At 71.5% G+C, this 12,776-nt stretch carries 10 protein-coding genes and 1 pseudogene; 7 read left to right on the top strand and 4 right to left on the bottom strand.

All coding sequences use genetic code 11. The annotated features are described in order from the left end of the window. Nucleotides 1–25 precede the first annotated feature (25 nt). The gene (locus ACFRMN_RS16945; RefSeq protein ID WP_383020114.1) at nt 26–1,156 is read right to left on the bottom strand and encodes a S1 family peptidase; all 1,131 of its coding nucleotides are present in this window, start codon (nt 1,154–1,156) and stop codon (nt 26–28) included. 390 nt (nt 1,157–1,546) lie between these two features. On the opposite strand from ACFRMN_RS16945, the pseudogene ACFRMN_RS16940 reads away from it, so the two are divergent. The 4 genes and pseudogenes from ACFRMN_RS16940 to ACFRMN_RS16925 form a co-directional block, all read left to right on the top strand. Next, nucleotides 1,547–2,076, top strand: a pseudogene (locus tag ACFRMN_RS16940) (cytochrome P450); the annotation flags it as partial. Between the two features lie 250 nt (nt 2,077–2,326). Next, a complete protein-coding gene (locus ACFRMN_RS16935) occupies nt 2,327–2,533 on the top strand; it encodes a ferredoxin (RefSeq protein WP_383019762.1) in 207 nt (68 codons plus the stop codon). Continuing rightward, the gene (locus ACFRMN_RS16930; RefSeq protein ID WP_383019760.1) at nt 2,526–3,896 is read left to right on the top strand and encodes an NAD(P)/FAD-dependent oxidoreductase; all 1,371 of its coding nucleotides are present in this window, start codon (nt 2,526–2,528) and stop codon (nt 3,894–3,896) included. Before ACFRMN_RS16935 ends, ACFRMN_RS16930 begins: the two co-directional genes overlap by 8 nt. A gap of 137 nt (nt 3,897–4,033) precedes the next feature. Beyond that, entirely contained in the window at nt 4,034–5,236 is a 1,203-nt protein-coding gene (locus ACFRMN_RS16925; RefSeq protein ID WP_383019757.1) for a cytochrome P450, read from the top strand. 117 nt (nt 5,237–5,353) lie between these two features. Here ACFRMN_RS16925 and ACFRMN_RS16920 read toward each other — a convergent pair whose 3' ends face one another. Beyond that, nucleotides 5,354–6,565, bottom strand: a complete 1,212-nt coding sequence (locus tag ACFRMN_RS16920) for a pyridoxal phosphate-dependent aminotransferase (protein WP_383019755.1) — start codon at nt 6,563–6,565, stop codon at nt 5,354–5,356. Nucleotides 6,566–6,633: 68 nt separating this feature from the next. Between ACFRMN_RS16920 and ACFRMN_RS16915 the strand changes: the two genes are divergently transcribed. The 3 genes from ACFRMN_RS16915 (at nt 6,634) to ACFRMN_RS16905 (ending at nt 10,746) form a co-directional block, all read left to right on the top strand. Beyond that, nucleotides 6,634–7,332, top strand: coding sequence for a winged helix-turn-helix transcriptional regulator (locus ACFRMN_RS16915; RefSeq protein WP_383019752.1), 699 nt, complete (start codon nt 6,634–6,636; stop codon nt 7,330–7,332). 156 nt (nt 7,333–7,488) lie between these two features. Next, nucleotides 7,489–10,041, top strand: coding sequence for a SpoIIE family protein phosphatase (locus ACFRMN_RS16910; protein WP_383019750.1), 2,553 nt, complete (start codon nt 7,489–7,491; stop codon nt 10,039–10,041). Nucleotides 10,042–10,107: 66 nt separating this feature from the next. Continuing rightward, on the top strand, nt 10,108–10,746 hold the full coding sequence (locus ACFRMN_RS16905) for a uridine kinase (RefSeq protein ID WP_383019747.1): 639 nt from the start codon (nt 10,108–10,110) through the stop codon (nt 10,744–10,746). A gap of 62 nt (nt 10,747–10,808) precedes the next feature. Here ACFRMN_RS16905 and ACFRMN_RS16900 read toward each other — a convergent pair whose 3' ends face one another. Beyond that, nucleotides 10,809–11,708 carry a carbohydrate kinase family protein gene (locus ACFRMN_RS16900; RefSeq protein WP_383019745.1) on the bottom strand — a complete coding sequence of 300 codons (900 nt, stop codon included), beginning with the start codon at nt 11,706–11,708 and terminating at the stop codon, nt 10,809–10,811. Then, on the bottom strand, nt 11,705–12,691 hold the full coding sequence (locus ACFRMN_RS16895) for a pseudouridine-5'-phosphate glycosidase (RefSeq protein ID WP_383019742.1): 987 nt from the start codon (nt 12,689–12,691) through the stop codon (nt 11,705–11,707). The genes ACFRMN_RS16900 and ACFRMN_RS16895 overlap by 4 nt, the downstream gene beginning before the upstream one ends. Nucleotides 12,692–12,776 lie beyond the last annotated feature (85 nt).

Here is a 12,776-nt window from a genome sequence, read left to right as displayed (position 1 = left end):
TGGAGTTGTCAGGCGGTGCGAAGGGTCAGGCGGTGTGGAGTGTCAGGCCGTAGCGGCCCAGGATTTCGTTGATCGGCTGGTACCAGGTCTCGCCGCCACTGCTGCAGTTGCCCCAGCCGCCCGAGGTCACGCCCTGGGCCTGGTCGCCGCTGATGAACGAGCCGCCCGAGTCGCCGCCCTCGGCGCAGACGCTGGTCTTGGTCATCTGGTGGACGGCGCCCTGGCTGTAGTTGACGGTCTCGTTCTTGGCCAGGAGGTTGCCGCAGCGCCAGTGTGTCGTGGAGCCGGAGCGGCAGATCGAGGCGCCGATCGGGGCCTCGTTGGAGCCGCGGACCAGCTGGTCGGAGACGGAGCCCCAGCCGAGGACCACCGGGACGGTCCACCAGCCGCTGCCGACGTTCACCCACGCGTAGTCGTTGTCGGGGAACGACGAGCCCTGGAAGTTGCCGATGTACGAGCCGTCCCAGCCGCTCACGGAGGCGCCCGCCTGGCCGCAGTGGCCGGCCGTGACGAAGCCGCCGTACACGGAGAAGCCGATGGAACAGCGGACGTTGCCCGTGTAGTACGGGTCGCCGCCGACGGTGCCCGCGGCGAAGGTCTGGGGAGCCTGGGCGGTCTCCTTGACCGTGACGGGGCCGGCCTGCCGGGCGCGGTCGAGGAAGTCACGGACATCGTTGTCGTTCTTCTGCGACGCGACGACATTGACCACGACGCGGTTGGCCTTGGGGTCGACATGCCAGCTGCTGACACCGGCCGGCGCGGAGAGCGCGTCGATCCGCTCCTTGGCCGCGTCGAGCTGCTGTGCGCTGTTCTTGACGAGCCGCACGGTCGCGCCGGTCGCCCGTACGGCGTCGGCCTTCTGAGCACTGGTGACCGTGACGGTCAGCGTGCCGCTGTCCGGGTTGAACCAGGAGCCGCCGTACGAGGCTCCCGCCGCGCGCTTCGCCTTGCTCTCGACAGCCGTCGCTGTCTTCTCCGCGGCGATCCGCGCCTTGGCCTGACTCTCCGTCAGGCCCAGATCCTTCTGCATGGCGGTGAGCAGACCGGCGGAGGCCGGGGCTTCTGAGGTCGGAGAGGGGGCCGCGGCGGCCGGCGCGAGCCCGGCGGCGGCCCAGGTGCCGAGGAGGAGGAGTGCGGACAGACCGGTGCGTATCACTGTCGTACGTCTCAAGGGATGTGGCCCTTCTGTGTTCCAGCGTGGTGGGGGTGGAACAGCAGGCGACTGAGAGCGCTCTCAGGCGGTGCCAGCCGGAGCGTAGCCGAGGATCATGAGCAGGTCCATGCCAAGCGGAAGGATCTGGTGATCCCGCGGGCCGGTGCCTCTGGTCCTCTCCACGTGGGACGCGATCCCTGCCGCGCGTGGTCAACAGCCGCTCCTCGTGGGGCTGTTCAGGATGGGATCACGGCACTCACGGCATCCGGCGCGTCATCGCGGTCGCTCTACGATCCGACGAGCGAGCTGCTCGCGGATCCGTACGAGGTGTACGCGCGGCTGCGCGAGACGGCGCCCGTGTGACGGATCGTCGGGCCCGACGGCCGGCCCGCGCTGATGTCGCTGGCCTTCCTCATCCTCTTCGCCGGGTACGAGAACACCGTTCAGCTCATCGGCAACTCCGTCCTCGCCCTGCTCCGGCACCCCGGGCAACTGGCGGCGCTGCGCGCCGAGCCCGGCAGGATGGCCGCGGCGGTCGGGGAGTTCGTACGCGGACGCGGTACGAGGGGCCCGCGCTGCTGGCCATCCGACGGTTCGCGGTCGAGGATCTGACGATCGGCGGGGTGACGGTGCCGGCGGGGGAGACCGTCATGCTGTCCCTCGCCGCCGCCAACCGCGACCCGCACCGCTTCGCCGACCCCGACCGGCTCGACCTCGACCGTGACACGGCGGGGCAAGTGGCTCTCGGGTACGGCATCCACTACTGCCTCGGCGCACCGCTCGCCCGGCTGGAGACGGAGATCGCGCTCAACGCGCTGCTGGAGCGCTTCCCTCGGCTGGCGCTCGACGTTCCGTACGAGGAACTGCGGTGGCGCCCCTCGACCCGTGCCCGGGGCCTGGTCGCGCTGCCCGTACGGTTCTGAGCCGGGCGCCGCGCATCCGCTTCGGGAGTCGTCCGCTTCCGAGCCGTCCGCTTCCCAGCCGTCCGGAGCCGAGTCGTCCGGAGCCGAGCCGTCCCGTTTCGAGCCGTCCGGAGCCGAGCCGTCCCTGCCAAGAATTCCTGGGGCCCGCTGCGCCGTGCCGGAACCCCGGTGGCGTAGTTGGCCGAGCGCCCGGTCCTTCCCGGGGCTAGAAAGGGACCGGACGCCGGCGTGCTGGAGGGAGTGGCTGGGGATGCGGATGGTGGTGGACCTCACGCGCTGTCAGGGCTACGCGCAGTGCGTGTTCCTCGCGCCGGAGGTGTTCGAGCTGCACGGGGACGAGGCGTTGCTGTACAACCCGGCCGTCCCCGACGACCAGCTCGAACGCGTGCGTCAAGCGGCGGCGGCGTGCCCCGTCCAGGCCATCCTCGTGGGGGAGGAGGCGAGCGCCGGTGCCTGATGACCTGTGGCAGGGGCGGATCGTCATCGTCGGCGCGTCGCTGGCCGGGCTGCGCGCCGCCGAGGCACTGCGCGAGGAGGGCTTCACCGGCTCGCTGACCGTGATCGGGGACGAGCCCCATCCGCCCTACGACAGGCCACCGCTGTCCAAGCAGGTGCTGCTCGGCAAGGTGGCGGCGGACGCCACCGGGCTGCCGATTCGCCGGGACCCGGACGCGCGGTGGCGGCTCGGGGTGCGTGCCACCGGCCTGGACCCGATCGGGAAGCGGGTGCTCCTGGCCGACGGCGAGTCACTGCCTTTCGACCGGCTGCTGATCGCCACCGGGACCCGGGCGCGGCCCTGGCACAACCCGGAGGAGGCCGCCCTGGACGGGGTGTTCACTCTCCGCACCCGCGACGACGCCGCCCTCCTGGCCGAGCGGCTGGCCGCCGGTCCGCGCCGGGTGCTGGTGATCGGCGGGGGCTTCACGGGCTCGGAGATCGCCTCGGCCTGCCGGGAGCGGGGTATCGAGGTCACGGTCGCCGAACGCGGTCCCGCACCGCTGGTGGGCGCGCTCGGCGGAACGCTGGCGAAGCTCGCGGCCAACCTGCAGCGGGCCCATGGCGTGGACCTGCGCTGCGGGGTGACGGTCACCGCGCTGCGCGGGAACGGCCGGTTCACCGGTGCGGACCTGTCCGACGGCAGCCGCGTCGACGCGGACGTGTGCGTCGTCGCCATGGGGGCGGTGCGCAATACGGAGTGGGCCGCGGATTCCGGGCTGGCGGCGGGCCCGCGCGGGATCGCCTGCGACGCGGGCTGTCGCGTCTTCAATATGTACGGGATCGTCACCGACGACGTCTTCGTGGCCGGCGACGTGGCGCGCTTCCCGCATCCGCTCTTCGAGTACCAGCTGATCGCCCTGGAGCACTGGGGCAACGCGGTCGCGCAGGCGGAGGTGGCCGCGCACAACATGGTCAGCCCTGGGCCGCGGCGGCGGCCGCATCTCGCGGTTCCGGTCTTCTGGTCGAGTCAGTTCGGGCTCAGCATCAAGTCCGTCGGCGTCCCGACCTTCTCCGACCAGGTGGTCATCGCGCAGGGCTCGCTTGAGGAGCGCCGTCTGGCGATGGTCTACGGCCACCAGGGCCGCGTGACCGCCGCGGTCACCGTGGACATGGCCAAGTCGCTGGAGTACTACCAGAACCTGATCGAGACCGCCGCTCCGTTCCCGCCCGGGCCCGGCGCGGCCGACGGTCTCGCGCCGCTGACCGAATTCCCGGTCCCCTCCAACGTGCCGGACCCCAAGGGGCTTTCCCACGGTCCCACCGTCGCGCTCACCGGTCACCTGCTGGACCGCCGGCTGACCGTGGTGCGGCCTGCCCGCTGACCGTGGTGCGGTCCCTGCGCTGACAGTGGTGCGGTCCGTGTGCTGACAGTGGTGCGGTCCCTGCGCTGACAGTGGTGCGGTCCGCGCGGCCCACCTGGTTGACCCCGTCCTCCCTGCCCGTCCACAAGGAGCCCCCCATGGCCGTCGACAACCTGCTGGAGCGGATCACCGACTACGCCAACCGCCCCGACCCCTACCCGCTGTACGCGGAGCTCCGCGAGGCGGGCGTGGCCCGGCAGAAGGACGGCAGCTATCTGGTCGGCACGTACCACGACATCGCCGCCCTGCTCCACGACCCGCGGATCAGCGCGGACCCCCGCAATCGCGCCACCCTGTCCCGCGGCCGGGCCGAGGAGGAGCCGAAGCCGCCGTTCCTCCGGCTCGACGACCCCGAGCACCAGAGGCTGCGCGGTCTGACCATGCGGCCGTTCGGCCCACCGCACAGCCCCGGCCGCATCGACGGGATGCGCGGCGAGATCGCCCGGATCACCGAAGAGCTGATCGAGAACTTCAAGGATCACCAGCAGATCGATGTCGTCGACGACCTCGCCTATCCGTTGCCCGTCACGGTCATCTGCCGACTGCTCGGGGTCCCGCGCGAGGACGAGCCGCTCTTCCGGGAATGGTCCGACGCGATCGTCAGCTCCGCCGACGTCAGGCCGGAGGAGGAGTCCACCCAACACGATCAGGCGGGCTCAAAGGCGCGGGCGGAGATGGGCGCGTATCTCGTGGACCTCGCCGAGCAGCGCCGCGGCCACCCCACGGACGACATGCTGTCCTCCTTCGTCAACGAACCGGACCCAGCCATGCGGCTCACCGCCGAGGAACTGGCGCAGACGGCCGTTCTGCTCCTCATCGCCGGCCATGAGATGACGGTCAACCTCATCACCAACGGGGTACTCACCCTGCTGCGCCACCCCGACCAGCTGGACCGCTTGCGCCAGGAACCCGGCCTGCTGCCGCGCGCGGTGGAGGAACTGCTGCGCTACGAGCCCCCGGTCCATATGCGGGAGCGCGTCCCCCTCGCCAATATCGACGTCGCGGGCACCACCATCCCCAGGGGCACGACCCTCGTGCTCGTGCTGGCCGCGGGCAACCGGGATCCCCTGCGGTTCCGCGACCCCGAGCGGTTCGACCCGACCCGCCCGGACAACCAGCACCTCGGCTTCGGCAGCGGTATCCACCTCTGCTACGGCGCACCGCTCGCCAGGATCGAGGCCCAGATCGCCCTGGGCGCGCTGATCCCCCGCCTCGGCACCGCGCGCCTCCTCCAGGACCCTCCCCCCTACCGGCGCAACGCCATGCTGCGCGGGCCACGGCATCTCCCCATCGCGCTATGAGAAGCCGGCCGATCGACCAACTGGACGGACGACTGGACGGACGACTGGACAGACACCCCGACACACAACCCGACAGACGGGCCCGGGGGCCGGCTACGCCCCGGCTCCGCTCCTTTGTCATTGGCGGTAGCCGCTCAGGAAGCGGCCGATCCGGCTGATGGCGGCGTCGAGATCGTCCGCGTACGGAAGCGTCAGGATCCGGAAGTGGTCGGGACGGGGCCAGTTGAACCCCGTTCCCTGTACGACCTGGATCTTCTCCCGCAGCAGCAGATCCAGCACGAACCGCTCGTCGTCATGGATCTTGTGCACCTTGGGATCGAGCCGGGGGAAGGCGTACAGCGCGCCCTTCGGCTTCACGCAAGAGACTCCGGGGATCTCGTTGAGCTTCTCCCAGGCGCGGTCGCGCTGCTCGTACAGCCTGCCTCCCGGCGCGGTGAGCTCCTTGATCGACTGCCGGCCGCCGAGCGCGGCCTGAATGGCGTACTGCGCGGGCGCGTTGGGGCAGAGCCGCATCGAGGCGAGCATTGTCAAGCCCTCAAGGTAGCTGCGGGCATGCTGCTTGGGGCCGGTGACGACGAGCCAGCCGGAGCGGAAGCCCGCCACGCGGTAGGTCTTCGAGAGCCCGCTGAAGGTGAGGACCACCAGATCGGGGGCGAGGGCCGCGGCGGTGTGGTGGACCGCGTCGTCGTAGACGATCTGGTCGTAGATCTCGTCCGCGAACACCATGAGGTGATGACGGCGGGCGAGATCGAGAATGCCCTCGACGATCTCGCGCGGATAGACCGCGCCGGTGGGGTTGTTGGGGTTGATGATCACGACTGCTTTCGTACGGTCGGTGATCTTCGACGCCATGTCGTCCAGGTCCGGGTACCACTCCGCGGACTCGTCGCAGAGGTAGTGCACGGGACGGCCGCCCGCCAGCGTCGTCACGGCGGTCCAGAGCGGGAAGTCGGGGGCCGGGATCAGGACTTCGTCGCCGTCCTCCAGGAGCGCCTGGACGGCCATCGAGACCAGCTCGGAGACGCCGTTGCCGAGGAACACGTCATCGACCGTGACCTCGGGCAGTCCCAGGGTCTGGTAGCGCTGGGCGACGGCGCGGCGCGCGGAGAGGACACCGCGCGAGTCCGTGTAGCCGTGTGCCCTCGGCAGCATCCGGATCATGTCCTGGAGGATCTCCTCCGGCGCCTCGAACCCGAAGAGCGCGGGGTTGCCGGTGTTGAGGCGCAGGACGCTGTGGCCCGCCTCCTCCAGGGCGTCGGCGTGCTCGATCACCGGGCCGCGGATCTCGTAGCAGACCTCGCTGAGCTTGCTCGACTGCCGGAATTCCATGCGGTGGCCTCCCAGACCTTGGTGCGATACTTGGTTTTACCAAGCCCGAGCTTGGAAAGTCCAACAACATGTCTAGAATCCGTCACATGTCACGTCGCCGAAGCTACGACCAGTACTGCGCCACCGCCCGTGCCCTCGACTCCGTGGGCGACCGCTGGACCCTGCTGATCGTCCGGGAGCTGCTGGCGGGCCCCCGCCGGTACACCGATCTGCACGCCGATCTGCCAGGTGTCAGCACGGATGTGCTCGCCTCCCGGCTCAAGGACATGGAGCGTGATGATCTGGCCCTGCGCCGTAAGCTGCCGCCCCCGGCCGGGGCGTATGTGTACGAGCTGACCGAGCGGGGGCGGGGGCTGCTGCCGGTGCTCACGGCTCTGGCGGAGTGGGGCGCGCCGGCGCTGGAGGAGCGCAGGCCCACCGACGCCGTACGGGCGCACTGGTTCGCCGTACCGCTGCTGCCGGTGCTGGACGGGCTGTCGGGCCCGGTGGGCCAGGCCGGCCAGGCGGGCTCGGGTGTGGGCGGCGGGACGGGGGAGGGCGTGGTGGAAGTCAGGCTGGACGAAGGGGCGTTCCACGTACGGCTCGGAGCGGGCGATCCGGTGTACGGCGACGGGCCGGCGGAGAGCCCGGACGCCCGCCTCGTGCTCGACGCGGACACCTGCCGTGAGCTGAGCGGGGGCGCGCTGACGATGGGGGACGGAGTGCGGGACGGACGGATCGAGGTGTCGGGCGACGGGCCGCTGGCCAAGGTGCTGCGGGGGGAGTGAGCGGACGGGAGCCCGTCCCTTCCCGCTGACGGTGACAGAAATAGCATTATTCGTCACGGATGTCATACTTGGAGGCGTCAGGAGCCACTGGAGGCCCGCCGGAGCCGGGACCTTGTTCCCCGGCGGTCGGGTCCAGGCAGGGTGAGATGAGCGACGATGAGGCGACCGGACTCCGCGCGGGACGACCAGCCCGTCCGGTCGAACGATCCCCCGGAGACCGATCTCCACGGGACCGATCCCACCGGGACCGATCTTCACAACGGGCCGGCCGATCCGTTTGACGAGGCGGCCACGGCCAGGGCGGTCATCGACGCGCGGGGCACCGTAACGGAGTGGAGCGAGGGTGCCCACAGGCTGCTCGGACACCGGCCGTCGGAGATCGTCGGACGGTCCGCCGCCACGCTGCTCGCCGACGGGGCGACCCTGCGCTCCCGCACCGGCACGCTCGATCCGGCGGCGCTGGACCCGGCCGCCCTGCCGGACAGATGGAACGGGACGGTGACGCTGCTGCACCGGAGCGGGGACCGTCTGGACATAGGGCTGCTGGCACACCGCCGTAAGTCGGACGCCGGCGCCACCGAATGGTTCGTCGTCTCCCCACTGAGCCGTACGGGCCCGCAACTCGACGGCCCGCAACTCACCGAAGTCGAATTCATGCAGTCGCCCTGTGCGATGGCCGTCTGCGACACACGGCTCCGGCTGCGGCACGTGAGCGGAGACATGGAAAGACTGCTGGGCCTCGCCGGGGACGACATACGCGGACTGCGGCTGTCCGAGGTCGTGCCCACCCAGGAGATCGACAACATCGAGCAGCACATGCTGCGGGTGCTGGAGAGCGGCGAACCACAGCACATCGAATCCACGCTGCGCCTGCCCGGCCACGACGGTGAGCTCGCCTGGGCGATCTCCATCGCCCCGCTTCGGGACGGCGACGGCCGGAAAAGCGGTGTGGTCGCGGCGGTACACGACAGGACCAGACAGAACCGCGCCCAGCAGCGGCTGCTTCTGGTGAACGAGGCCAGTACCCGTATCGGCAGCGCCCTCGACGTCGTGAGCACCGCGCAGGAACTGGCCGATGTCGCGGTCCCCGTGCTCGCCGACTTCGTCACGGTCGATCTGCTCCCCGAGGTCAGCGTGGGCAGCTCCGAGACACCCGCGGGACCGCTGCCCGGCCAGGTCAGGCTGCGGCGCGTGGCCCTCCGGTCCGTCCTTGAGGGGGCCCCCGAAGCCGCGGTAGAGGTCGGGGACACCTCCTTCTACCCCGACAGCTCACCCGCCGCCGAGTCCCTGCTCACCCAGCGGGGCGTCATGAAGAGGGTGACGGACGCCTCCGTGGCCCTCTGGGAGATCACCGACCCGGGGCGCGCCGCCAAATTGCGCGCGTTCAAGTTCCACTCGAACATGGCCGTACCGCTGCGTGCTCGCGGCGCCATCCTCGGTGTGGCCACCTTCTCCCGTCACCGGAGCCCGGCCCCCTTCGAACTGGACGATCTGCTGCTCGCCGAGGAGATCACGGCGCGGGCGGCCGTCTGCATCGACAACGCCCGCCGCTATACACGCGAACGTGAGACGGCGCTGGCCCTTCAGCGCAGCCTGCTGCCGCGCGCGCTGCCCGAACACGCGGCGGTCGAGTTCGCCTTCCGCTACCTCCCCGCGGACACGGGAGCCGGGGTCGGCGGCGACTGGTTCGATGTGATCCCGCTGTCCAGCTCGCGGGTGGCCCTGGTCGTGGGCGATGTGGTCGGCCACGGCGTCCAGGCGTCGGCCACGATGGGCCGGCTGCGTACGGCCGTACGCACCCTGGCCGATGTTGATCTGCCACCCGACGAACTGCTCACCCACCTCGACGATCTCGTCAATCATCTGGCGGCCGAAGCGGCGGGCGGACAGTCCCCGGGCTCCGCTACCGAGGCGGCCGGGGATGTCGGAGCCACCTGCCTCTACGCGGTCTACGACCCGGTGTCCCGTCGCTGCTCCCTCGCGCGCGCCGGGCACCCGCAGCCCGCGATGGTCACCCCGGACGGCACTGTCGCCTTCCTCGACCTGCCCGCCGGGCCGCCGCTCGGGCTCGGCAATCTGCCCTTCGAGTCCGTCGAGGTGGAACTGCGGGAGGGCAGCGTGCTCGCCCTGTTCACCAACGGACTCGTCGAATCGCGCGAGCGCGGCATCGACGAATCGTTCGCCGCGCTGCGCACCGCCCTCGCCCACCCCGCCGCGCCGCTGGAGGACACCTGCGACAACGTACTGAACGCGCTGCTCCCCGGCCGCCCCGCCGATGACGTCGCCCTGCTCCTCGCCCGTACCCGCGCGATGGACGCCAGCCAGGTCGCCACGTGGGAGCTGGACTGCGATCCCGCCGGGGTGGCCCAGGCGCGCAGGGATGTTGCCGAGCAACTGGCCGCCTGGGGACTGGAAGACGCCGTCTTCACCACGGAACTGGTGGTCAGTGAACTGGTCACCAATGCCATCCGATATGCCCAGGCCCCCATTCAGCTGCGCCTCATCCATGACCGCAGCCTCATCTGCGAGGTCTCGGACGGCAGCAACACCGCTCCGCATCTGCGCCGGGCCCGGGTGTTCGACGAGGGGGGCCGCGGACTCCTGCTCGTCGCGCAGCTCACGCGGAGCTGGGGCACACGCCAGGGCACGGGCGGCAAGACCATCTGGGCCGAACAGGCTCTTCCCGTGGCTGACGCCTTTGACCTCTGAGGCCGGGGGCGCGTCGGGTACGGGGTACGGGGACAGTCATCGGCGCCGCTGGACGATGATGGTCGGGTGCGACTCGAAGCGATCACCTGGGAGCGGCTGACCGAGGCCCTTGCCGAGCGGGTGCTGGAGACCGGGGCGGCGGACGGCGGCCCCTGGCTCCGTGTCGCCATCGACGGAGCACCGGCCGCCGGGACCGGGGAGCGGGCCGACGCGCTCGCGGAGGCGCTGCGGATACGCGGCCGGTCGGTACTGGTCGTCGGGACCGGCGGGTTCCTGCGGCCGGCGTCGCTGCGGTACGAGTACGGTCGCGAGGATCCGGAGACGTACTACAGCGGCTGGTTCGACACCGGGGCGCTGTGGCGGGAGGTCTTCGGGCCGCTGGAACCCGGCGGCACCGGGCGGGTCCTGCCCGATCTCTGGGACCCCGCCACCGACCGGGCGACCCGCAGCCCGCACAGCGAACTCGCGCCCGGCGGTGTGCTGGTGCTGCACGGCCCGCTGTTGCTGGGGCACTGGTTCCCGTTCGACCTCACGGTGCATCTGCGGCTGTCACCGGCCGCGCTCCGGCGCCGTACCGACGAGGGCGAACGCTGGACGCTCCCCGCTTTCGAGCGGTACGAGCAGGAGGTGGACCCGGCCGAGGCCGCCGATGTGGTCGTACGGACGGACGATCCGCGCCATCCGGCGTGGGGCGGTCTCGAATAACGGCCTCGGCCGACCGGCTCGGCTGACGGCCTCGTACGGCGCGGGCCGTGGCAGCCCCTGAGTCAGGGCCGGCCGCCCACCGTCGCGACCGCCCGCGCACCCGCCCGGCAACCCGCTGTCGCGGCCGCTGCCGGGTCCGCCCCCGTAAGCCGGGCCGCGAGGAACGCGCCCGTGAAGGCGTCGCCCGCACCCGTCGAGTCCCGGGCACGCGCCGGGACCGGCGGGACCCGGGCCGTGACGGCCCCCGCCTCCGCCACCAAGGCGCCGTCCCCGCCCAGGGTCACCACCGACACCCCCACCCGTCGGCTCAGCGCGGCGGCGGCGTCCGCCACGTTCGTCAGCCCGGTGAGGAGCCTGGCCTCGTCCGCGTTCGGGAGCAGCGTCTCCACGCCCTCGACCGATGCCAGGAAACGGTCCGCGCCCAGTTCCTTGATGAACCCCGCCGAGGCGGGATCCACACTCACCGGAACGCCCCGCTCCGCAGCCGATTCCATTGCGGCGAAGGCCAGTTGGCGGCTCGTGTCAGCGAAGAAGAGATAACCGGAGAGATGGAGGCGGCCCACCCCGTTCAGCAGGGACGGCGACCAGTCGGCGGGAGAGAGCCGCAGCGCGGCTCCGCTGTCGGTGAGCAGCGTGCGTTCGGCGGACGCGTCGACCAGACAGATCACCGTCGCGGATGGCACCCGGTCGTCAACGACGAGATGGGTACGTACCCCCGCCCGCCGCAGCAGCTCCTCGTGCCACTCCCGCGCCCCTGCCCCCACCCGTGCCAGTAGCCGTACGTCCGCGCACCCGGAGTGCGCCGCCCAGCAGGCCGCGTTGGCCCCGGCGCCGCCCGGCAGCGTACGAATCTCGGCGGCCGTGTCCGTACCGTGCGCGAGTGGGGTGCGGTACCGCGCCACCACATCGGTGACCACGTCCCCGATCACCAGCAGCGCACCGTCCCCGGCACCGGTGCTCATCCGCCCGCCGAGGGCCGGCCCGCCGGGGTCCGGGCCGACGCGGTCCGGGCCTGCCCGGTCCGTGCCGCCGCGATGCGCGCCGCGAGCCACACATTGCCGCGCACCGCCGCGAGATTGGCCTCCAGCGAAGCGCCGCCCGTCCGCCGCATCAGCTGGTCCAGCAGGAACGGGGTGACCGCCTGGCCGCTGATACCCCGCTCATGACACTCCGTCAGCGCCTCCGCGAGCACCAGGTCGTGCAGCCCCGGATCCAGCTGCTCCGCTTCCGGTACGGGGTTGGCGACGATGAGCGCCGACTCCGGTCCGCCGAGCGCGTCCTGAGCGTCCATCACCGCCGCGACCTCCTCGGGCGTACGGACCGTCCAGTCGACCGGCTCACCGGACGAGCTCAGATAGAAGCCGGGGAACCGGTCGGTCCCGTAGCCGAGGATGCCGACACCCAGAGTCTCCAGCCGCTGGAGGGTCGCCGGTACGTCGAGGATCGATTTGACGCCCGCGCACACCACGGTGATCCGGGTCCTGGCCAGCAGGCGCAGATCGGCCGACTCGTCCTGGGAGTCGGTCCAGCCGCGGTGGACCCCGCCGAGGCCGCCCGTCGCGAAGACCCGGATCCCGGCCCGCGCGGCGAGGAACGCCGTGGCGGAGACGGTCGTCGCGCCGCTCGCGCCCGCCGCGAGCGCGGGCGCCAGATCGCGATGGCCCAGCTTCCGTACGGAGTCGTCCTGGGCGACCCGTTCCAACTGGTCCTTGGACAGCCCCACCTGGGGCCGGCCGTCCAGCACGGCGACCGTGGCCGGTACGGCGCCGCCTGCCCGTACGAGTTTCTCCAGTTCCTCCGCGACCGCCAGATTGCGCGGGCGCGGCAGTCCGTGCGCGATGATCGTCGACTCCAGGGCGACCACGGGACGGTGCGCGGCGAGCGCCTCCCGTACCTCGGGGGAGAGCCCCGGCTCGGGGGAGAGCTGCGAAGTGATGTCTGGCATGTCCCCATCCATGGCACATCCCGCACGGACGCAAACGTCGACGCGCACGCGAACGTCCGCGCCAGGCGTGGAACGTCGACGCCAG

The sequence above is a fragment of the Streptomyces sp. NPDC056835 genome (assembly GCF_042789485.1).
Taxonomy (GTDB): domain Bacteria; phylum Actinomycetota; class Actinomycetes; order Streptomycetales; family Streptomycetaceae; genus Streptomyces.
This window is presented reverse-complemented; position numbering and strand designations above follow the sequence as displayed.

Coding starts and splice junctions, on each gene's coding strand:
- ACFRMN_RS16935 (WP_383019762.1), top strand. CDS start 2,327: ATGCGGATGGTGGTGGACCTCACGCGCTGTCAGGGCTACGCGCAGTGC.
- ACFRMN_RS16925 (WP_383019757.1), top strand. CDS start 4,034: ATGGCCGTCGACAACCTGCTGGAGCGGATCACCGACTACGCCAACCGC.
- ACFRMN_RS16920 (WP_383019755.1), bottom strand. CDS start 6,565: ATGGAATTCCGGCAGTCGAGCAAGCTCAGCGAGGTCTGCTACGAGATC.
- ACFRMN_RS16915 (WP_383019752.1), top strand. CDS start 6,634: ATGTCTAGAATCCGTCACATGTCACGTCGCCGAAGCTACGACCAGTAC.
- ACFRMN_RS16910 (WP_383019750.1), top strand. CDS start 7,489: ATGAGGCGACCGGACTCCGCGCGGGACGACCAGCCCGTCCGGTCGAAC.
- ACFRMN_RS16900 (WP_383019745.1), bottom strand. CDS start 11,708: ATGAGCACCGGTGCCGGGGACGGTGCGCTGCTGGTGATCGGGGACGTG.
- ACFRMN_RS16895 (WP_383019742.1), bottom strand. CDS start 12,691: ATGCCAGACATCACTTCGCAGCTCTCCCCCGAGCCGGGGCTCTCCCCC.